Source organism: Halopseudomonas salina (assembly GCF_008641105.1).
In genome coordinates this window covers 18665-41326 of the sequence record NZ_VTTI01000011.1, presented here as the reverse complement: position 1 = coordinate 41326, position 22662 = coordinate 18665, and the positions used below count along the sequence as shown (strand labels likewise).

At 58.5% G+C, this 22662-nt stretch carries 14 protein-coding genes; 7 read left to right on the top strand and 7 right to left on the bottom strand.

Features of this window, described 5'->3' with window-relative positions; genetic code table 11:
- Positions 1 to 4: 4 nt before the first annotated feature.
- On the bottom strand, positions 5 to 2233 hold the full coding sequence (gene rlmKL, locus FZF01_RS15735; protein WP_150279032.1) for a bifunctional 23S rRNA (guanine(2069)-N(7))-methyltransferase RlmK/23S rRNA (guanine(2445)-N(2))-methyltransferase RlmL: 2229 nt from the start codon (positions 2231 to 2233) through the stop codon (positions 5 to 7).
- Between the two features lie 266 nt (positions 2234 to 2499).
- Here rlmKL and rmf point away from each other — a divergent pair, with 266 nt between their 5' ends.
- Positions 2500 to 2715 carry a ribosome modulation factor gene (gene rmf / locus FZF01_RS15730; RefSeq protein ID WP_150279031.1) on the top strand — a complete coding sequence of 72 codons (216 nt, stop codon included), beginning with the start codon at positions 2500 to 2502 and terminating at the stop codon, positions 2713 to 2715.
- A 120-nt stretch (positions 2716 to 2835) separates the two neighbouring features.
- On the opposite strand, the gene FZF01_RS15725 is transcribed toward rmf, so the two are convergent.
- The 3 genes from FZF01_RS15725 to FZF01_RS15715 form a co-directional block, all read right to left on the bottom strand.
- Positions 2836 to 3858 carry a quinone-dependent dihydroorotate dehydrogenase gene (locus tag FZF01_RS15725; protein WP_150279030.1) on the bottom strand — a complete coding sequence of 341 codons (1023 nt, stop codon included), beginning with the start codon at positions 3856 to 3858 and terminating at the stop codon, positions 2836 to 2838.
- A gap of 111 nt (positions 3859 to 3969) precedes the next feature.
- A complete protein-coding gene (locus FZF01_RS15720) occupies positions 3970 to 4182 on the bottom strand; it encodes a DUF2835 domain-containing protein (protein WP_150279136.1) in 213 nt (70 codons plus the stop codon).
- 51 nt (positions 4183 to 4233) lie between these two features.
- Positions 4234 to 9087 (bottom strand): NAD-glutamate dehydrogenase, encoded by a 4854-nt coding sequence (locus tag FZF01_RS15715; protein ID WP_150279029.1) that lies wholly within the window; start codon positions 9085 to 9087, stop codon positions 4234 to 4236.
- Positions 9088 to 9296: 209 nt separating this feature from the next.
- Here FZF01_RS15715 and FZF01_RS15710 point away from each other — a divergent pair, with 209 nt between their 5' ends.
- From FZF01_RS15710 to FZF01_RS15685, 6 genes are read left to right on the top strand one after another with little or no spacing between them, the layout of a single operon-like run.
- Positions 9297 to 10256 (top strand): AAA family ATPase, encoded by a 960-nt coding sequence (locus FZF01_RS15710; RefSeq protein WP_150279135.1) that lies wholly within the window; start codon positions 9297 to 9299, stop codon positions 10254 to 10256.
- Positions 10257 to 10258: 2 nt separating this feature from the next.
- A complete protein-coding gene (locus tag FZF01_RS15705) occupies positions 10259 to 11227 on the top strand; it encodes a DUF58 domain-containing protein (protein ID WP_188434478.1) in 969 nt (322 codons plus the stop codon).
- Positions 11224 to 11685, top strand: coding sequence for a DUF4381 domain-containing protein (locus FZF01_RS15700; protein WP_150279027.1), 462 nt, complete (start codon positions 11224 to 11226; stop codon positions 11683 to 11685). The genes FZF01_RS15705 and FZF01_RS15700 overlap by 4 nt, the downstream gene beginning before the upstream one ends.
- On the top strand, positions 11678 to 12658 hold the full coding sequence (locus FZF01_RS15695; protein WP_150279026.1) for a vWA domain-containing protein: 981 nt from the start codon (positions 11678 to 11680) through the stop codon (positions 12656 to 12658). Before FZF01_RS15700 ends, FZF01_RS15695 begins: the two co-directional genes overlap by 8 nt.
- The gene (locus FZF01_RS15690; protein ID WP_150279025.1) at positions 12648 to 14540 is read left to right on the top strand and encodes a VWA domain-containing protein; all 1893 of its coding nucleotides are present in this window, start codon (positions 12648 to 12650) and stop codon (positions 14538 to 14540) included. The genes FZF01_RS15695 and FZF01_RS15690 overlap by 11 nt, the downstream gene beginning before the upstream one ends.
- Positions 14537 to 16204 (top strand): BatD family protein, encoded by a 1668-nt coding sequence (locus FZF01_RS15685; protein WP_150279024.1) that lies wholly within the window; start codon positions 14537 to 14539, stop codon positions 16202 to 16204. Before FZF01_RS15690 ends, FZF01_RS15685 begins: the two co-directional genes overlap by 4 nt.
- Before the next feature lie 216 nt (positions 16205 to 16420).
- On the opposite strand, the gene FZF01_RS15680 is transcribed toward FZF01_RS15685, so the two are convergent.
- From FZF01_RS15680 to FZF01_RS15670, 3 genes are all read right to left on the bottom strand, one after another.
- Positions 16421 to 18775, bottom strand: coding sequence for an efflux RND transporter permease subunit (locus tag FZF01_RS15680; protein WP_150279023.1), 2355 nt, complete (start codon positions 18773 to 18775; stop codon positions 16421 to 16423).
- 44 nt (positions 18776 to 18819) lie between these two features.
- On the bottom strand, positions 18820 to 19980 hold the full coding sequence (locus tag FZF01_RS15675; protein ID WP_150279022.1) for a WD40/YVTN/BNR-like repeat-containing protein: 1161 nt from the start codon (positions 19978 to 19980) through the stop codon (positions 18820 to 18822).
- A 218-nt stretch (positions 19981 to 20198) separates the two neighbouring features.
- On the bottom strand, positions 20199 to 22577 hold the full coding sequence (locus FZF01_RS15670) for an efflux RND transporter permease subunit (RefSeq protein ID WP_150279021.1): 2379 nt from the start codon (positions 22575 to 22577) through the stop codon (positions 20199 to 20201).
- Positions 22578 to 22662 lie beyond the last annotated feature (85 nt).

The window sequence follows — 22662 nt, the reverse complement described above, 5'->3', positions numbered from 1 at the left end:
GGCGTCAGGCGCGTCGCGCTATGCACCACGTACGGTGAATCCGCGTATTGCGCTGGAAGTCCTTGTCCAGCGTTTGCGCGGATATATCACTGACCTGATATTTCTCCTCAAGCTCGCGATCCAGCCGGAACCGCCTGAAGTTGTTGGAGAAATACACGGTGCCGCCCGGTGCCAACCGAAGCATGGCCATTTCGATCAGACGCACATGATCACGCTGCACATCAAACACATCTTCCAGCCGCTTGGAGTTCGAGAAAGTCGGCGGATCGATGAAAATCAGGTCGTATTCACCCCGGTCATCTTCCAGCCACTGCATCACATCGGCATGCACCAGCTGGTGCAGATCTGATAACCCGTTCAGTGACAGATTCCGCCGCGCCCAATCCAGATAGGTTTTTGACAGATCCACACTGGTCGTGCTGCGGGCACCACCCACAGCTGCATGCACAGTGGCACTGGCGGTATAGCAGAACAGATTCAGAAACCGTTTGCCCCGCGCTTCGGCTGCGATCTTCAGGCGCAAGGGCCGATGGTCGAGGAAAACGCCTGTGTCCAGATAATCGGTCAGATTGACCAGCAGCTTGACCTGCCCCTCGCGCACCGTAAGAAACTCGCCCTTGCGATCCATGCGCTGATACTGCTTGCTGCCACTCTGACGCAGGCGCTGCTTGAGCACCACGTGGCTGGCGGGGATACCCAGCACGTCCGGCAGGGCGACCAGTACATCCTGCAGGCGGCTGCGCGCTTTCTCTTCGCTGATAGTCTCGGGCGCCTGATATTCCTGCACGTGGGCCCAGTCATCATATAGATCAATGGCTACGGCAAACTCAGGCATGTCGGCATCGTAGACCCGATAGCAGGTAATGTCCTGCTGGCGCGCCCACTTACCCAGATTCTTCAGATTCTTTTTCAGGCGGTTGGCGAACATCTGTGCCGACTCGCTCAGACGTGCCGCGCTTGGCTGATCGACCACCGCGGGGTTGGTGGACTGCGGAGACTGCGCGGGGGCGGTCTGTTCAATGCCCGTATCCGGCCGCTTCGCTGCGCTGGCGCCCGTAACGTAGCGCTCGGGCTGCAGGTCCATCATCAGCAATTTGCACGGCAGTGCCCCGTTGAACAGCGAATATTGCTTGTGGCTGCGAATACCCATGCGCTTGCCCAGATCCGGGTTGCCGGTGAAGATGGCGGCCTGCCAGCCCGTACAGCGCTCACGCAACACCTCACCGAGCTTCTGGTACAGATAGACCAGACTGGCCTCTTCTCCCAGACGCTCACCGTAAGGAGGGTTACAGACAATCAAACCCGTCTGCCCCCGATCAGGATGGGGCTCGAACGTGGCCAGCTCACCCTGGTAAACCTTGACCCAGCTGGTCAGGCCTGCGCGCTGGATATTGTTGCGGACCGGCTGCAGCAAACGCGGGTCCGCTTCGTAACCGCGAATCCACAACGGCTCGCCTGCCAGGCCTGCCTCTGCCCGCTGACGCGCCTGGGCAATCAGCCTCTCCCAGATTGACGGTTGGTGCTGCAACCAGCGACTAAAGCCGAATTGTTCTCGCTGCAGGTTGGGCGCCATGTCGGCAGCCATCATCGCCGCCTCTACCAGGAAGGTGCCCGAACCACACATGGGGTCCGCCAAAGCACCGCCCGATGCCGCGAGCTGCGGCCAGCCCGCGCGTATCAATATTGCCGCTGCCAGGTTCTCCTTGAGCGGTGCAGCACCCTGCTGCAGACGGTAGCCGCGTTGATGCAGGCTGTGACCGGACAAATCGATAGCCAGTTGGGCTTCACCACTACGGCAGTGCACGTTGATGCGCAGATCAGGGTTCTGCCGATCCACGCCTGGCCGGGTCCCGTCAGGCTGACGCAGCCGATCGACGATCGCGTCCTTGACCTTCAGCGCGCCAAAATGGGTGTTATCAACGCCGGGCAATATGCCGACAAAATCCACGCTCAGGGTGGCTTCAACGGGCATATGCGCCGCCCAGTCCACCGCAGCAACGCCGTCATACAAAGCCTGGGCATCACTCACACTGAACCGGTTGAGCACCAGCAGCACGCGGTTGGCCAGTCTTGACCACAAACAGATGCGATAGCCCAGCTCCAGATCCCCGCTGATACTTACACCAGCGACCGTTTCCCGGGCATTTTCGGCACCCAGAACAATCAACTCGTCGAGCAGCAGCCCTTCAAGGCCTTTCGGGCATGTAACAAAAAATTCAAGGCTTTCGTGCATCTGTTTGATTTCCACTACTTTGTGATTTTTACATTAGCGGTGTTAGTGCGCAGGCCGCTAAAGGATTACCCGTCTATGACAAATCGGTCTTTGGGCGTCCCTTACCGATAGGGTACAACAGGACAGGACTCGAGAACGGGCAAACCTCTCGGGAAGCCGGATCGGATGATCTGCTTCCCCCGTCATGGCCGGGACTTCCCTGCCATGTCACCGCCGTCGCTGCGAATTGCAGGCCGGTTTGTTCTACAAGATGAGGGCTCTACTGTATGAGAAGACTCAAGCGTGATCCGATGGAACGAGCATTTCTACGCGGTTATCAGAACGGTGTTCACGGCAAGTCCCAGGACTCCTGTCCGTTCATCAGTCCCACCACCCGTCAGAACTGGATCAATGGGTGGCGTGAAGGCCGAGCCGATCACTGGGCCGGCTTCACCGGCATTTCCGGCGTGCATCGCCTCAACGAAATGCACGCGGTAGGTTAAATTCCCAGAGTATCTGTTTTCCCATGGCGCTTCCCTAAAGCGCCGGGCCTTTCGGGGCCCCACCGGCCTTCGCAATGCGAAGGCCGGATCCCGGGAAAGTAACCCTCTCCGGTAAACCTGCTAACGCTGTAAGGCAGCAATCGCATCAATACATTCGCCAACCAGTTCCGGACCACGGTAAATAAAGCCGCTGTAGAGCTGCACCAAACTGGCGCCCGCTTGCATTTTTTCTGCCGCATCAGCCCCGGTCATGATGCCGCCAACGCCAATAATCGGCATGCGTCCCTTCAACTCCCCGGCAAGAAGTCGGATGACCTCGGTCGATACATCGGTGAGAGGGCCTCCGGACAGGCCGCCGGTTTCCTCGGCATGCTCCAGACCCACCACCGCGGTGCGCTCAAGGGTAGTATTGGTGGCTATAACACCGTCCATACCCTCCTCGACCAGCACTTGCGCAATCAGCGCCAGGTCTTCCGGCAGCACGTCAGGCGCAATCTTGATGGCGATAGGCACGTACTGCCCATGTTCCCCGGCGAGTTCGGTCTGGCACGCCTTGATACTTTCAAGCAGTCGCTTGAGGGTGTCGCCATACTGCAAAGTACGCAAGCCTGGGGTATTGGGCGATGACAGATTGACCGTGACATAACTCGCTCGGCTGTAGACCTTGCGCAGGCAGTGCAGATAGTCGTCTACGGCCCGCTCCACAGGGGTAACGGCATTCTTGCCGATGTTCACACCAAGCACGCCCTGATAGCGTACCGAATCGAGTCGCTGCAACAGGGCATCAACGCCCAGATTGTTGAAGCCCATGCGGTTGATTATCGCGTCCTGTTCCGGCAGGCGAAACATCCTTGGCTTCGGGTTACCCGGCTGCGGTCGAGGGGTCACCGTGCCCACTTCAAGAAAGCCGAAACCCAGGGCTGCCAGACCGTCCACAGCCAATGCGTTCTTGTCCAGACCCGCAGCCAGCCCTACCGGATTATCAAAGGTCAGGCCCATGACCTGCACCGGCTGAGATATTCGCGGTCTGGCCAGTTTATCCGCCAGGCGCAGCCGGCCGGCTGCGCCAAGCAAGTCCAGCGTCAGGTCATGTGACGTTTCAGCAGGCAAACGGAAAAGCAATGAGCGCAGCATGGAATACATGGATCGGAGCCTTATGGATGACTTTTCAACCACACAGTATACCTGTTCGGCACCGCGTTGCGGGGTGCCGGACTATCTATTGAACCATTGGTTTGTCTGGCCCTGTGTTTATCAGACCATACGTTGCAGCGAGATCAGCTTGCCATCCCCGGTGAAGCGCATGACAAAGCTGCCATACACGCCTTCATGGGTAAGAAATGGACGTAGATGGTGAGCAGGCAAGCTCACCCTGCGGCCATCCCGGCTGTACATCAGTACGCGACCGGCATGGCCACGATACCAGGCCAGATAGCGCTCGGCGGGGAGCGCTAAATCCACAACCAGCTGCTGCTCTGCGGTCAATCAGGTACCCTCTAAAATCACCTCGCTGAGTGCTCAGTTTACGCTGCGCCGCGAGGCCTGTACCAGATCCAGCAATTCCCGCATGGCCACCGCTATCATTGGATAATCCCCTCCACCGGCATTCTTGAGATCCGCGAGCATCACCCGCCAGCGCTTGACCATCAAGGGGTTGCGCGCCACCCACTCCTTGACCAGCACGTCCGGGCTCAGGCTCTCATCGCAGTCGTGCAGTACTGAAACAGTCATCGAACGCGCCTGGGCGTCAAGGTCGTCACGATAACTCTCTCGGGCCAGCGCCTGCCAGTGGTTATCCACTGACAGACCATTGATCTGCTGGCTGAACCAGGGCAAGCGGAGCTCGCTACCCAGCGCAAAGAATACCTGGGCAACGCGTTGCTCGGGCTGGCCGGTAGTATCGGCCGCTTCGATGATCCCCAGCAGCGTGAAGAAATTGGTGGTTCCCGCCACCAGCCGCGCAATTGGCTCCGGCACGCCCGCCTTGGAGTAGGCTTCAAAGCGTGCTTCCCACTGACCTCGCACAGGCCCTTCCAGCAAGCTGTCGAACTGCTCGGCGAGGGCTTCGACCCTGGGGGCAAAGTGGGCAATCTCGCGCTCAGGATCCAGATCCCGGCGCCGGTTGCGAACAAACCAGCGTGTGGCCCTGCGGCCCAGGCGCATCAGGTCGTCCATCAGTTCCAGCTGTACTTCGGCGGGCACCTGATAATCCAGAGCCTCGATGGATGCAAAGTGCGCCTTCAGCTTGAACACATCCCGCGCGACCACGTAGCCACGGGCCAGCTCGCTGGGTGGCGAGCCGGTCGACTGCTGCAGGCGGCGCAGGAAGGTGATACCCATATGGTTGACCAGGTCATTGGCCAGTTGGGTGGAGATGATTTCTCGGCGCAGTCGGTGGTTGTTCAATGCAGCGGGGTATTTCTTCCCCAGCACGGCAGGAAATGCAGTTCCCAGCTCGCGTGCCAGATAACTGTCCTCAGGCACATCGGAATCCACCAGACTTTCCTTGAGGTCGGCCTTGGAATAGGAAATCAGGATCGACAACTCGGGCCGGGTCAGTCCCAGACCACGGGCGGTGCGCTCGGCCAGTTGATCGTCCTCCGGAATGAATTCCAGGGATCGGCTGAGCTTGCCGCTGCTCTCCATCTGGGTGATGTAGCGCCGATACTCGGTCATTGTCTTCACTGCCTGGCGCTGAGCCAGACTGATCGCCTGTGTCTGCTTGTAGTTGTTGGCCAGCACCAGCGACCCAACATCTTCAGTCATGCTGGCAAGCAGCTTGTCCCGCTGTTTGCCGGTCATATCTCCCGCCTCAACCACTTCGTTGAGCAGGATCTTGATATTCACCTCATGGTCGGAGCAGTCGACGCCCCCAGCGTTATCGATAAAGTCGGTATTCAGCGATCCGCCGTGCAGGCAGTATTCGACCCGGCCCAACTGAGTCATGCCCAGGTTGCCGCCCTCGCCTATCACCCGGCAGCGCAGATCTCGCCCGTCAACACGCAATATATCGTTGGCCTTGTCGCCCACATCAATGTGAGTTTCAGCCGAGCTCTTCACATAGGTACCGATACCTCCATTCCAGATCAGGTCCACCGGCGCCTTGAGCAGATTGTGAATAAGTTCGTTGGGAGTCAGCTTCTCGGCCTTGATGTCGAAGAGTTCGCGCATCTGTGGGGTCAGCGTGATCTGTTTGAGGCTACGCTCGAAAATGCCCCCACCGGTGGAGATCAGCTTGCTGTTGTAATCGGTCCAGCTTGAACGAGGCAGGTCGAACAGCCGCTGACGCTCTTCGAAACTGACCTCGGGATCCGGGTCCGGATCAATAAAGATGTGCATATGGTTGAAGGCTGCGACCACCTTGAGGCTGCGTGATAACAGCATGCCATTGCCGAATACATCGCCGGCCATGTCGCCAATACCCAGCACTGTGACCGGCTCGGTCTGGATATTGATACCCAGTTCCCGGAAATGTCTCTGCACGGAAACCCAGGCACCCTTGGCAGTGATGCCCATCTTCTTGTGGTCGTACCCGGCCGAGCCACCCGAGGCAAAGGCATCACCCAGCCAGAACCCGTAATCAGCGGCAATACCATTGGCAATATCGGAGAAGGTTGCTGTTCCCTTGTCGGCGGCAACCACCAGGTAGGGATCGTCTTCATCGTGACGAACTACCTGATCTGGCGGTACTAGCGTACCTTCCACCAGGTTATCGGTCAGATCCAGCAAACCGCGTATGAACAGCTTGTAGCAGGCTATTGCCTCCTGCTGCACTTCATCGCGAGTGCCTCCCAGGGGCAGCCGCCTGGGGACAAATCCACCCTTGGCGCCCACCGGTACTATGACCGCGTTCTTGACCTGCTGCGCTTTCACCAGGCCCAGCACTTCGGTGCGGTAATCCTCTTCACGATCGGACCAGCGCAGGCCACCCCGGGCGACCTTGCCGCCACGCAAATGCACACCCTCAAAGCGTGGCGAATAGACAAACACTTCGTACATCGGCTTGGGCAACGGCAGCTCGGCAATCGCCCGCGGATCAAGCTTGAGACTGAAATACTCCTTGGCATTACCCTGGCTGTCGGTCTGATAGAAATTGGTGCGCAGGGTCGCTTTAATCAGCTCCAGATAGCGCCGCAGGATACGATCCTCATTGAGTACCGCCACCTGGTCAAGCGCGCCGAGAATGGCCTGTTCGAGTCGCTGCTGCATATCTTCCAGGTCGTCGGGGGACAACTTGCGGGCAAGATAGAATCGGGTCTTGAACAAACGGACCAACTCACGGGCAATGTCCGCATGCCCCACCAGGGTGCTGGCTATATAGGGCAGCTCGAAGCCCAGCCGTATCTGTTTGAGATAGCGCGCATAAGCGCGTAACAAGGCCACGTCACGCCATGGCATGCGTGCCAGCAAGACCAGTCGATTGAAGCCATCGTTCTCGGCCAGGCCGCGCCAGGTCTGTTCGAAAGCATCACGGAAAAGCTCGTTTACCTCTTGAATATCCAGTTCACGGTCAAGCGCAAAGGTAAATTCGAAATCGTGAATCCAGAACTCCTGCCCATCTCGGCGTTTGAACAGGAATGGGAACTCGCCCATGACCCGCAGTCCCAGATTTTCCAGGATCGGCATGACATCCGACAGGGGCAAGGGCTCGCCAAGGTGATAAATCTTGCAGTGCAAGACGCCCGGCTTCTGCGACAACGGCTGATAGAAACTCATTGCCAAGGGCCGCTCGGCGGTCAGTGACAGGATGTGCTGCATATCCACCACACCACTGGCCGCCGTAAAACGCTCCGCGTAGCCGGCCGGAAAGCCGCCGGCAAAATCTTCCAGCACAGCCGTGGCCGTGGCCTCGCCAAGACTTTCGTTCAGACGATCGCTGAAATCATCATGCCAGTCGCGGCAGACCCGGATAATGTCCTGCTCGATCTTTGCCGGATCGATGGTCAGGTCCTGCCTGGGATCAACGCTGAGAATGAACTGGGTACGGGCCAGTACCGACTCGGAAAAGTAGGTCCAGAATTCACATTCGCTGGCCTGCAAGCGCTCCATCAACACCGCTTCGATTTTCAGGCGGATCTCGGTGGAATATATTTCGCGCGGTACATATACCAGGCAGTAGTAGAAACGACCGTAGTTACCGCTGCGCAGAAACACGCGAATCTGGTTACGCTCCTGAATCTGCACAATGCTCAGGGCGGTATCTCGCAACTCCGCTTCGGACATCTGGAAAAGATCATCACGGGGCAGTACCTGCAGAGCCTGATCCAGCTCCTTGCCCAGGTGACTGTGGGCAGTGAAACCCGAAGCTTCGCGCACCGCCGCCACTTTTTGGCGCAGGTGAGGTATGCGCTCGACAGTACCGGCATAGACCCGGGAGGTGTAAAGCCCCATGAATCGATGTTCGGTAATCACTTCACCCTGTTTGTCCACTTCGCGAATCGACACGTAATCGGGATAGGCTGGCCGATGGACCTTGCTTGAAACAGACGCCTTGGCAAAGGACAGCAAAACAGGCGCGCGCAGGTAATCGATCACCTTGTCAGGCAGGCCGGCCAGGGACTCGTCCCGGGCATTGAGCGCCAGCACACCCAGACTGTGTTCGGGCTGGATGCCCAGTCGCTGCTCCTTGAGCCCTTCCTTGATATTGAAACGCTCGTAGCCCAGGAAAGTGAAATGATCCTCAAGCAACCAACCCAGGAACGCTTCGCATTCCTTGCGCTCTTCGACCGGAAAGTACCCGAATTGCTTGCCTTTGAGTAACTTGATGACCGCCTCGGCCTGATTGCGCATGGTGCCAAAGTCTGCAACAGCAGCCCTGACATGGCTGAGCACCTCCTCAAGGGATTTAGACAGGCGCTTGAGTTCGGCGGCACTGCCGCAACGGTCAATTTCTATGTACATCACCGACTCGTGCTGTACATCCGCCTCCTTGCTATGAGGCGGCATCACCGTTTCGAGTTCGCCCTTGGCGTTACGCTTGACGGCCATTACGCTGTTTTGCAGGGTATGGATGGCATAACCCTGACGATTCAGTTCCATACGCACGGAGTCGACCAGGAAAGGCGAATCGACGTGGAGAATTTCCACCACCGAATGGGTGGATTGCCAGCCATGCTGCTGAGTGTCAGGATTGAATACCCTGAGCTTCTCGATTGAACCTGTGTAGTGTTGCAGAAAGCGCCAGAATGACAGGGTACAACCCAGCAGGTCAGTGTCATGTCGGGCGAGCAGCTCATCGAGCGGCACGATCCCGAAAAACTGCTCGCTGAAGCGAATAATGGATTCTTTTTCGTCCGGCTGGACGAGATTCTCGATACGATCCTGCAAAATAGTAAGGAATTCTTTTCTACTGCTGGCCATGATGAACGCCATGCTGCCTCCAGATAAATCTGCGAGGCACAAGCTCGCAGAGTCTTGCAGTGGGTAACGGGCGTCAGAAGCGGTATTCTGTTGGGCCCGCGGTATCGAATAACATCAGTCTAGACCATAGTGTGTCGCCGGCGTGACAATTAGATGGACAGAGCGCAATGGACAAGGATGGACCGGATATGGACACGATAGTCAGCAAGGAAAATACGCTCATGACGCACCACCAATCACTGATGAGCCTGCGTTCCTGGATGGGGCAGCAGATTTTTGGCCAGGAACAGCTGGTTGATCGCATGCTAATTTGTCTGCTGGCCGGCGGCCACGTACTCGTGGAGGGCGCCCCCGGCCTGGCCAAGACCAAAGCCATCAAGGCGCTATCTGAAGCGATCGAGGCGGACTTTCACCGTATCCAGTTCACCCCCGATCTGCTCCCGGCCGATATCACCGGCACGGAGATATATCGCCCTGAAACGGCCAGTTTCAGCTTTCAGCAGGGCCCCATCTTCCACCACCTGGTTCTCGCTGACGAGATCAACCGTGCACCAGCCAAGGTGCAGTCTGCGTTGCTCGAGGCCATGGCCGAGCGCCAGGTCAGTATCGGCAGGGAAACCTATCCTCTGCCCGAGCTGTTCATGGTCATGGCCACCCAGAATCCGATTGAACAGGAAGGTACCTATCCACTCCCGGAAGCCCAGCTGGACCGCTTCCTGATGCACGTACGTATCGGTTTTCCAGACGCGGCACTGGAGCGCCAGATCCTGCATCTTGCCCGCGGTGAAGCCCAGGGCGTCAGTAGCCGGATAGAGCAACGGATCAGCCAGGCAAGCATTCTTGCCGCCCGTCAGGAGGTGCTGGGCCTGTTCATGGCCGACGCCGTAGAGGAGTATCTGATCCAACTGATCATGGCCACCCGGCGTCCAGAGCTATATAGCGCTCAATTGGCTGAATGGATTGAACTGGGTGCAAGCCCGCGCGGGACTATTGCCCTTGACCGTTGTGCGCGGGCCCATGCCTGGCTGGCCGGGCGCGACTTCGTCAGCCCTGAAGACGTTCAGGCCATAGTGCACGATGTATTGCGTCATCGCCTGATTCTGAGCTTCGAGGCCGAAGCCGCCGGAATCGATGCAGACCGGGCGATCAATCTGCTGGTCGAATCCGTCGCCGTGGTATGAACGTGAACACCCCCCACACGCGTCGGGACGGGCCGCAGGACGAGCGCCTGTTCATCAGCCTCGACACCCTGCTCGAAAGCCGTCACCAGTGCCAGCGCATGCCCCTTTTCCGGGGTCCACTGCAAGCCAGCCGGCAACTGGGCCGGCAATATTCGCGCCTGCGTGGCCGGGGCGTCGATTTTGACCAGGTTCGCGCCTATCAACCCGGAGATGACATCCGCAGCATTGACTGGCGCGTGACTGCACGCACTGGCAAGGTCCATACCAAGGTCTTCAACGAAGAGCGCGAGCGACCGGTTTTCATTGTTTGCGAACAGAGTGACCGGCTGTTCCTGGGTAGCCAGCTGTGCTTTAAATCAGTGCTTGCCGCCCAGGCCTGCAGCCTGATCGCCTGGACTGCCCTGGCACACAATGATCGGGTTGGCGGCGTGGTGTTCGGCAAAACCTGTCACGAGGTCAGACCACAACGCAACAGGCAATCGCTGCTGCGCCTGTTCAAGCTTCTGATCGACGCCAATCACAGTCTGGCGCCCCCTGCAGATTCAACCGGCGAGACCCCCCGGGAGCTACTCAACCAGGCCCTGCGCCACACCCGCGAAGTCGTTCGCCCGGGAAGCATTCTTTACATCATTTGCGACCACAGCGCGGTGGACAGAGTCAATCAGTCGCTGCTCGCCCCCCTGGCCCTGCACAACGATCTGGTTCTGCTGCCCCTCTACGACTCCCTTGACGCCGAGCTGCCCTCCGCCGACCAGCTGGATTTCGTCCAGAACGGCGACCGTGTGAGCATCAACTCCCGGGATGCATCGGTCCGCGGGGCCTATGCAGCGCAATTTGTGGCCCAGCAGTTGGCCTGGGAGAATCTGGCCCGCCGCCTGGGGTGCTCCTTGTTCAGCCTGCACACCGGCAGCAATGCCCAGACGCAGATCGGCACCATGTTCAGTGCTCAGAAAAGGCGGGTTAGAAGGTGACCGAGGCACTCTATCAGTCGCTCATCCATCCGGTTGCTCCTCCACCCGTGCCCTGGTGGCCGCCAGCGCCCGGCTGGTGGATACTGCTTGTTCTGGCACTGGTAACCGCCTTTGCGTTGCCCTGGCTGATACTCCGCTGGAAGCGGCTTGTCGCCCATCGCCGCAAGACCAACCAGGCGCTCAAGGACATACCCGCAGACCTGCCCGATCAACAGTGGCTCAGTGAAATCAACAGCCTGTTGAAACGCCTTTTGATTCGCCGCGGTGAGGTAACGCCAACTCGTCTGTTCGGCAAGCAATGGCTTGATTATCTGTGCAGCAGTTATCCGCGGCCCCAGCGCAGCTACCTGGCCCCCCTGGCAGCGGACCTCTACCGCCAGGCACCGAACCTAACCCGTGAGCAGCGACGTGCCCTGGTCCGCGAGCTACGCCGCTGGATGAGGCACAACCATGTTTGAGCTGCATTGGCCGGCGGCCTTCCTCCTGCTGCCCCTGCCCTGGCTTCTGCGCTGGTTGCTGCCGCCCGCCGCGGTGCCCAGTACGGCACTTCAGGTCGGGTTTCTCCCCAGGCTGGAGCAACTTCGCAGCAATACCGCCCCCACCCATTCTGCTCACCGACGCTGGCCGTTTATTGTCGTATGGTTGCTGCTGCTGATCGCGGCCAGTCGCCCCCAGTGGCTGGGCGAGCCATTACCTATAAGCATCAGCGGGCGTGACATGATGCTTGCTGTGGATCTTTCCGGCAGCATGGAATATCAGGATATGCAGCTTGATGGCGAACCGGTTCCACGCATGACCGTGGTTCAGCGGCTGGTCTCCAACTTCATCGAAGAGCGTCAGGGTGATCGCCTGGGCCTTATATTGTTTGGCTCCAGCGCCTATGTTCAGGCTCCGCTGACCCACGACCTGAGCAGTTTGAATCAATGGATGGATGAGGCCTTCGTGGGCCTCGCCGGCCGCGAGACCGCCATCGGTGATGCCATTGGCCTGGCCATCAAGAGGCTTGCCGCCGAGCCGGCCGAAAGTCGTGTACTGGTGCTGATCACCGATGGCGCAAATACCGCTGGCCAGGTCAATCCACTGCGTGCCGCGCGCTTTGCGGCAAGTGAAGGCATCCGTATCTTTACCATCGGCGTGGGTGCGGACAGGTCCCAGCCCACGCAGGCCGGGGCCCGTGACCCTTCGGTCGATCTTGACGAAGGGACTCTGGTCGATGTGGCGCTGGCCACCGGGGGGGAATATTTTCGGGCCCGCAATGCTGAGGATATCGACGCCATCTATCGCCGTATCGAGATGCTTGAGCCCGCATTGCGTGACAGCGGTCCACGACGCCATGCACGTCCGCTGTACCCCTGGCCATTGGGGCTGGCGATGCTGCTGACACTGGTTCTTGCAGGCAACGCAGTCTACCGGAGGCGCCATGCAAACTGAGTTGTTTGCCGGTCTCACACTGGCCCGCCCGCTGTGGCTGTTGCTGTTAATCCCCTGCTTCGGGCTCTGCTGGCTGCTTTACCGCCGCATCAACCATTATTCGCCCTGGCATGGTCTTTTGCCCGCAGCCATGCGTGAAGCGCTGCTGCAACGCGAGCCTGGCAAGGATCACTCGGGACGCTTTGTTCTGCTGGCCTCGGCCTGGGCCCTGGCCATCGTCGCCCTGAGCGGGCCAGTGTGGGAAGGCGAATCACCCGTGGTGCGCCTCAACCAGTCAGCACTGGTGGTGGTGCTGGACCTGTCTCATAACATGCTAGCCAATGACCTCTCCCCTTCCCGCCTGGAAAGAGCTCGACTGAAGATACGTGATCTTTTACAGATGCGCAGTGACAGCCAGGTGGCCCTGATAGCCTACGCCGGCAGCGCGCACCGGGTTACGCCGCTGAGCTCAGATCAGTCGACCCTGATCAACCTGCTCAACGGACTGAGCCCGGACATCATGCCGGTCAGCGGCTCTAATCTGGGCAGTGCCCTGGAGCTGGCCGAACAGATGATTACCCCACTGCCCCCCGACAGCACGCAGATATTGCTCATCACCGGGAGCGTGGAAGGCCCCCAACTCAAAGCCCTGGGCGAAGCTGCCCGCAGGCTGGGTCGCCAACTGTCGATTCTGGGAACAGGTACTGCCGAAGGAGCACCCGTGGCTTTGCCAGAGGGCGGGTTCATGCGTGATGAGCAAGGCCGCATCCTGCTGCCACGCCTGGATAATCAGGTTCTTGCCAGCATTGCCCGGGGCACCGGAGCCAGCTACCACGACATAACCCGGGACGATACCGATCTGGTCAGCCTGCTGCAGCCTTTGGCATTGACCAGCCTCAACGATCCGGACAGATCGCCCGGGCGCAGCGACCAGGGGCACTGGCTGCTATTGTTGTTGCTGCCCTTGGCAGCTCTGGGCGCGCGACGGGGCTGGCTCGGGCTGATTGTTTGCGCCCTGCTGTTGCCGACGACTGCCGAGGCCAGCCCCACCTGGCAAGATCTCTGGCAACGCCCGGATCAACAAGCCGCCGACTTGCTCGCAAGTGACCAGTCCGCCGCAGCCGCAGACCGTTTTGAGGATCGCCACTGGGCAGCCTGGGCACGCTACCAGGCGGGTGATTACAATGGCGCAGCCGAGGCCTATGCACAGCTGATACAGCAGGACCCGGATAATCCTCAGCACCACTTCGACCACGGTACCGCGCTGGCCATGAGTGGCAAGCTGAAAGATGCGCTGGAAGCCTATGAACAGACACTGACCCGCGCCCCCGACCACGCGGCTGCCCGGCACAACCGCAGCCGCATAGAGGCACTGATCGAGGAACAGGCGCGGGAAGCCGAGCAGCGGGAGGCGAACGCTGGGGCCGAGGGCAATGAAACGCAAACGGGCGAAACCACGACCGACCAGGAGCCACAGGATGGCAGCACAGCGCCCAGCCCCGACACCAGTACGCGTCAGGAAAATCCGAACCAACTGCCCGAGCCTTCTTCAGGACCTACGTCTTCGCTCTCCTCGTCATCCGTCGACCCGATAGCCGCTGCCGGCGAGTCCGCAGGGGAGTCAGAAACCCTGATAGGTGAGAGCCCGGATACGCAGGTAGGCGCCATCGACGGCGGCCAGACGTCGTCAGCAATTGACGCCACACAACGTGAGAGTGAGCAGCAAGCCATGTCGTCACGTCAACTAGCACCGCTACCGAGCGCTCCAGAGGACGTTCTTGAGCCCGAACAACAGGCGGCATTACAGCAATGGCTGCGCGAAGTGCCGGATAATCCCACCGATTTGCTGCGCCGCAAGTTTCTCTATCAACGACTTCAGCAACTGGAAGAACGCTCACGATGATCAGACTACTGCTATGGCTCTGCATCCTGATTTTCTCAGCCCCGGCCGGCGCCGCCCTTGAGGCCAGCGTCGACAGAACCCGGTTGATTGAAGGTGAAACCCTTGAACTGACCCTGGAAACCGAAGCGGCCAATCGGTTCAACCGGCCCGAACTGGCCCCGTTGGAAGAGCACTTTGAAATACAGAACAGCCGGCAGCTCAGCCTGGTCAGTCAGCTCGATGGCAAAACCCAGCCGGTTACCCGCTGGGTGATCACCCTGCTCCCGCGGCGCACCGGTTATGTAATCATTCCGCCACTGAGCATCGACAACCTCAGCAGCGAACCCATCAGCCTTCAGGTACTGACCGCCAGTGAAGCCGCGCGGGACAATACGGCGCAGATGGCACCGGTCTTCATAGATGCCGAGGTGGATACCGAAACACCCTACGTGCAGGCCCAGGTTCTGCTCACTCTACGGGTCTATCACTCGGTCTCGCTGTACGATGACTCCACCCTGACCGGCCTGGACTTTCCCGATGCCCGGGTTGAAAGCCTCGGGCCGCCGCGCAACTACGAAAGACTCATCAATGGTATTCGCCACGGGGTGATCGAAGTTCGCTACGCGATCTTCCCGCAACGCAGCGGCGAGCTGGAGGTACCCTCCCAGCTGTTTACCGCGACCACCATGCCCTCACGCTCTGCCGACAGTGCCCTGTCACGGGGCCGGCTGGTTCAGGTGCGCTCTCCGGGGATCAATCTGCAGGTGCGGCCCATCCCCGCAGACTACCCGCCGGGCGCGCCCTGGTTGCCGGCAACCAACATAAGCCTGGCCCAGAGCTGGCAACCAGACCCAGGGCTGGATCTGCTCGCCGGCGAGTCCCTTACGCGCACCCTGACAGTGACTGCCGAAGGTCTCAATGCCAGCCAACTTCCCGAACTCAGCAGCCTTGCCGGCACGACCATTACCGGTTTGCGCGAATACACCGATCAACCAGAGCTCGAGAACGCGGTAGTGGACGACGGCATACGCGGCCTGCGGCTGGACAGCGCAGCCCTGCTCGTGCAACAGGCCGGGGCATTCCAGATTCCCGCTCTGCGTCTTTACTGGTGGGACACTGAATCGGACTCGCTGCAAGAAACACAACTCGACCCCATCGCTCTCAACGTGATGAGTAGCCAGAGCTTCATCGCAGCTTCCGAACCTGTGGCCATCGAAGCCAGCGAAGAGCTCCTGGCCTCACCACGCCTGTGGCCCTGGCAACTGGCCACAGCCCTGTTGGGACTGGCACTGCTGCTATCGCTCGGACTGCTCTGGCGGACCCGCAATGCATTGCAGAGGCTGAACAACCCATTCCAGGATGAAGAAATATTCGATGAAGAAATCCAGGGCAATCCACTGACCGACCTGCAAAGCGCCTGCCGGACCAACCAACCGGCTGAGGCCCGCAAGGCATTGGAGTCCTGGGCAAGGCAACAGGACAGCGAAGGGCTGATAGGCCTCACGCACCTGCACCCCGAACTCGCAGAAGCACTGGACGAACTCAACGCCTGCCTGTTCGGCCAGGCAGAACATCACTGGCGAGGCAAACCCCTGTGGCGCGCCGTACGCATGGTAGTGCAAAGCCGCAAACGCCAAAGCGAAGCACTCGAACCCGCACTCGAGAGTCTTTATCCGAAGGTGTAAGCGGCAAGCCGCCAGCTTCAAGCTACAAGCTACAAGCGGCAAGCGGCAAGCGGCAAGCAGAGTGAGCAATAGGTTGGGGGCTGAAAGCTGAAAGCTGAAAGCAAAAGAGTTTGGGTTTGAGGTTTGAGGCTTGCAGCTTGCCGCTTGTAGCTTGCGGCTTGCGGCTTGCGGCTTGCCGCAAAAAAAACGCCCCTTTCGGGGCGTTTTTTGTTGCGGCTAGCGGTCCCGCAGCTTCTCGGGTCTGATCAGGAATCGGGCCAGTGCTGGCAGAAGCCATAGGGCACCGAACATGTTCCAGAGGAACATGAAGGTCAGCAGGATACCCATGTCGGCCTGGAACTTGATGGCCGAGAAGATCCATGTCGCGACACCAATCGCCAGGGTAATACCGGTGAAGGTCACCGCCTTACCCGTGGTCTTCAGCGTCTCGTAATAGGCCTCCTCCAGCGGCAGGCCCTGGCGCAGGTAGGTCTCCAAACGGCTGTAGATATAGATACCGTAATCCACACCAATACCCACACCGAGCGCGATTACCGGCAAGGTAGCCACCTTCACGCCAATACCCAGAAACGCCATCAACGCATTGGCCAGCACTGATGTCAGAGCCAACGGAATGATGATGCAGAGCACCGCACGAATGGACCTGAAGGTAATCAGGCACATGAAGATCACCACTGCATAGACTGTCAGCAGCATCTTCAGCTGGGACTTCTCGATAACGACGTTGGTCGCAGCCTCGATCCCGGCATTACCTGCCGCCAGCTTGAACTCCAGCGTGTCGGTATTGTACTCGGCCGCAAACTCCTCGACGGCAGAGGTCGCGCGGGACAGCGTCTCAGCCTTGTGATCCTCGAGATACAACATGACCGGTGCCAGGGAACAGGACGAGTTGAACAGCCCACTGGGCGCGCGACTGATCGCGTTGTTCAGGTTGTCCTGGTTACGCGAAAGCGTCTGCCACTTGAGGTTGCCCTCGTTATTACCCATGATCACCTGCTTGGCTACGGTGACCATGGATACTGCAGACTGCACACCATCCAGATTGGACATACGCCATTCCAGCTGGTTGATCGCCTCCATGGTTTCGTAGGCTGAGCACATTTCATCTGGCGTGCTCACCATCACCACCAGCACATCCGAACTGGTCGAATAATTATCGATGATGAAGGCGTTATCCAGGTTATAACGTGAATCCGGACGCAGCTCGGGGGCACCCGGATCCAGGTCACCGATCTTCACGTTCTGACCGTGATAGATACCGAAAGCAAACGCCAGAACGGCCAGGCCGATAGATATCGGTGCGACCTTGGGGTGCGAGAACTTGGCGACCGCCAACCAGAGCTTCTGCGGGCGCGATGCCATATCGCGGTTACGCTCCACTGCCCGCTTGCTGATACCGATATACGACATCAATACAGGCAACAGGATCAGGTTGGTCAGAATGATCACGCCAACACCCACCGAGGCGGCAATACCCAGCTCGCGAATAACCTCGATCTCGATCAACAGCAGCGTAACAAAGCCTACCGCATCGGAAATCAGCGCCACGATACCCGGCACATAGAGTGCGCGGAACGCACGCCGTGCAGCCGTTGGGGCGTCATCTGCGTTGCTGTACTCGATAGCCATGCCATTGATGATCTGCACGCCGTGGGAAATACCAATGGCAAAGACCAGAAACGGAACCAGAATCGAATAGGGATCCAGTCCGAAGCCCAGCGACCGGAGCAGGCCGAGCTGCCAGATCACCGCAATGACCGAACATACCAGCGTGGTAATCGAGCTCTTCAGGCAGCGGGTAAAGATCAGCAGCAGAACAAAGGTGATCAGCAACGCAGCGGCGAAGAACATCACCACCTTGATGATGCCCTCGATCAGATCACCCACTTTCTTGGCAAAACCAACAATGTGGATACTGATATTGGGGTTTTCTGCCTGAAACTCCGAGCGAACCTTTTCTTCCAGCTGGCGTGAAAACTGACCGTAATCCAGTCGTACCAGCTCACTCTGGTTATCCGGGTTCGGATAAAACTCCTGGAGCGGCACCTCGATGATGGTCGATTTGAAGTTGTTCGCCACCAGACGCCCGATTTCGCCCGACTTGAGCACGTTCTCGCGCAACTCGTCGAGATCCTGTTCAGTCAGATAAGCTGGCCGATTGGCTACCGGGCCGCCGTCGAAACCGTATTCGGTCACCTCGGTCCAGCGCACGTTGGGCGTCCAAAGCGAACGCAGATTGGACCGGTCCACGCCGGGCAGGAAGAACACCTCATCGTTGATACGCTTGAGGGTTTCCATGTACTCGGTGGTAAAGATATCGCCATCTTCGATGGCAACGGCAATACGGATGGAGTTACCGAGGTTCGCCAGATCGTTCTGGTGCTCGATCATATTGACGATGTAGGGGTGTTCGAGAGGGATCATCTTCTCGAAGCTGGTCTCCGGCCTGACCTGCGCTGCCTGATACCCCAGCAGCACAGTGACGATGGCAAAGATCAATAGTACTACCAGCCGGTTTTTGAAGATCAACCGCTCCACGAAGGGAGCGGTTTCCTGGTGATTGCTGGACATCCAGTTTTCTCCTGGCTCTTATTGATTGGATCGGTTGGAGCCGATCAGGGAGTACCTATCTGCGCTGCGGGGGCATCTTTATCGACACCGCTCATACCACCAGGGCCTGTTTTCACCGCACCACGCTGGCCCAGCAACAACAAATCACCGTTAGGCAGAATCGCCGCAGATGCCAGTGCCACGCGATCAGCGCGCACATCGACGTCGAAGGTGCGTCCGTTGTCTTCACTGATAACAACAACACCACCCACGCCTACTACAACCAACTTGCCATCGTCAGATAGTTGGCCGCTGGACAGGGTTGCCTGTAGCTCGTCGCCGTCGGGCGTTTCCAGGCGGATCTGCTGCCAGGTGTCGCCAAAGTCACTTGAGCGATACATGTTGCCGCGCAAGCCCCAGATCAGCACCTCATTGGCGCGACCGGTGCCGGCGGTACCAAACAGCGATCCGTCATAGGGCAGATCCTGGATGGTTTCCCAGGTGTCGCCAAAATCAGTGGAGCGATACATGGTGCCCATTTCCCCTACCAGGAACAGGCCGGTATCTTTTACCGCAGTCATGGCGTTGTAGTGGAAACCGAACTCGTTATCGATCAGATCGGGCAGTTCTTCCCAGTTCTCGCCGCCATCATCGGTGCGCAGAAACAGGCCGTAAGCGCCCGCAGCAAAACCCGTGTTGGCATCGCGGAACCAGACGTCCATCAGCGGGCGTTCAAGCAGGCCGCCTGCCTGTTCGTCACGGGCTTCATCCAGGGTCGGATCACGGTACTGGATCTCCCAGCTTTCACCGGCGTTGCTGGTGTGCAGAATCAGCGAGTCATGGCCTACAGCCCAACCTTTCTGACCATCGACAAAATCGACCGCAGTCAGCATCTGACGCGTGGGCGATTCGGCCTGGGTCCAGTTCTCGCCGTTGTCATCGGAATAGACGATATGACCACGGCTGCCGACGGCGACCAGGCGATCACCTACCTGCTCAACATCGAGCAGCAGTACTTCGCTGGCCATGTCGGACATGACGGCGGGCTTGGCTTCACCGGCGATACTGTCCTGGGCCTGGGCGATCGCGACGGGCGCGAAGGCCAATGCCACGGAAAGACCCAGAGCAGAAAAAGCCTGAGTGGATAAAGAGAGCTTGCGGCTCTTGCCGGACACATTGCAGGCCTCGCCTGCTTCCAGACTGTGCCGTTGGATGGGCTCACGCATACACCATTCCCCTTGTTCTTATAGGTACCTGTCGTTCTAGACAGGCAGGGCAACCGCCCTTGAGCGGTCTATTGATAGTAACGGCCTGGGACAGCACCTGCCAACCGGCCTCGGGTTATCGCGTGTCAATCATGACCCTGATCGGTGACCACTGGCGCACACCATCAGAGTTGATCAACCTATGTGGCTCCCGGCCAATGACCGAGAGCCACAACATCTTAGTGCTGAATCTTGGGCGGAGTTGAAGCAGCAATCTTGGCCGGATTGATCAGGAAACGGGCCAGTGCTGGCAGCAGCAACAACGCACCGATCATGTTAACCAGGAACATGAAGGTCAGCATCAGACCCATGTCAGCCTGGAACTTGATGGCCGAGAATACCCAGGTGGCCACGCCGATCGCCAGACACAGACCGGTGAACAGAACCGCCTTACCGGTTGAGCGCAGGGTCTCGTAGTAAGCCTCCTGCAACGGCATCCCGGCACGCAGGAAGGTCTCCAGACGGCTGTAAACATAGATCCCGTAATCCACACCTACGCCCACACCCAGGGCAATTACCGGCAGGGTTGCCACCTTCATGCCTATACCCAGGTAGGCCATCAGCGCGTTACCCAGCACTGAGGTCAGTACCAGCGGCAATACCACACAGATCGTGGCTGCCAACGAGCGGAAAGTGAAATAGCACATCACCCCTACCCACACGTAAACCAGCAACAGGATCAGCAATTCAGAGCTGGCAATCTCGTCGTTGGTAGCCGCCTCGATGCCCGCATTACCGGCAGCCAGCAGGAACTTCATGTTCTCGGTGTTGTACTCGGCAGCAAACTCTTCAACTCCCCGGGTGGCCGTCTTCAGAGTTTCAGCCTTGTGGTCGTTAAGGAACACCATGACCGGCGCCAACGAACAGGTATTGTTGAACATGCCTTCGGGTGCGCGGCTGATTGCGTTGTTCAGGTTGTCCTGATTGCGCGACAGCGTCTGCCACTTGAGGTTGCCCTCGTTGTTACCCATCAGTACCTGCTTGGCCACAGTCACCAGGGACACTGCCGACTGCACGCCTGGCAAGTTTGCCATGTGCCATTCGAGCTGATCGATCGCTTCCATAGTCTCGTAGGCAGAGCACATTTCCGGCGGGGTTTCGACCATCACTACCAGTACGTCGGAACTTGTCGAGTAGTTGGAGATGATGAAATCGTTATCCAGGTTGTAGCGCGAATCAGGACGCAGTTCTGGTGCACCCGGGTCCAGGTCACCTACCTGAAGGTTGGCTTTCTGGTAGAAGAAGGCGCCAGTACCACCCACCAGGGCGATGATGACCAGAAACGGCGCCACTTTCGGGTGCGCGGTATAGGACATGGCGCGCCAGAAGGGATGTTCACGAACCGCGTCACGCTTACTGCGTTCGATGGCCTTCTTGCTGATGCCCAGATAGGAAATGGTGACCGGCAGCATGATCAGGTTGGTAAACACAATCACACCTACACCCACGGAGGCACCGATAGCCAGCTCGTGGATTACGCCGATATCGATAACCAGCAGAGTAATAAAGCCAACCGCGTCGGCAAGAATTGCGATCATGCCGGGCAGAAACAGCTGACGGAAAGTACGACGGGCCGCGATCAGGGCGTTATCTGCCTCGCCTGACTGCAACGCAATACCGTTGATTTTCTGTACGCCGTGGGAAATACCGATAGCGAAGATCAGGAACGGCACCAGCATCGAGTACGGATCCAGTCCAAAGCCCAGCGAGTAGATCAGACCCAACTGCCAGATTACGGCGATCAGCGTGGTGGCCAGAACCGAGATGGTGCTGCGGATGCACCAGGTAAACCAGTACAGCAGTACGAAGGTAATCAGCAGTGCGATACCGAAGAACATCACCACCGCGCCAAGACCCTCGATCAGGTCACCGACCTTCTTGGCAAAACCGACCATGTGGATGCTGATATTCGGGTTTTCTTCCTCGAACTGGGTGCGGATTTTTTCCTCCAGTTGCTGGGAGAACAGACCGTAATCCATACGCAGCAGCTCGGACTGGTTATCCGGGTTCGGATAGAACTCCTGGAGCGGCACCTCGATAATGGTGGACTTGAAGTTGTTGGCTACCAAGCGACCAATTTCACCGGACTTGAGTACATTGACTCGCAGATCATCCAGTGATTGCTCATCCAGGTAGGCCGGATGGCTCGCAACCGGGCCACCGTCAAAGCCGTATTCGGTGACCTCGGTCCAGCGCACGTTGGGCGTCCAAAGCGAGCGCAAACCGGAACGATCGACGCCGGGCAGGAAGAACACCTCGTCGTTGATGCGCTTGAGGGTTTCCATGTACTCGGTGCTGAAGATATCGCCATCTTCGATTGCGACCGCGATACGGATGGAGTTGCCCAGGTTCGACAGGTCGTCCTGGTGCTCGACCATGTTGACAATGTAGGGATGCTGAAGAGGAATCATCTTGGCGAAGCTGGTATCAGGACGGATCTGCAAGGCCTGATAGCCAAGGATAATGGTGATTATGGTAAAGATCGCAACAACCATAAGGCGGTTGTTGAACACCAGCCGTTCCATAAAGGTTTCGGCTTCGTGAACGTTATTCGACATCCCGATTCTCCCGGCAGACAAGCCATCTGGCATTTATTGTTAGTTCAGGCAGCAGTTTTCCCTGCCCGCCTGTAAGGGGCAGCAT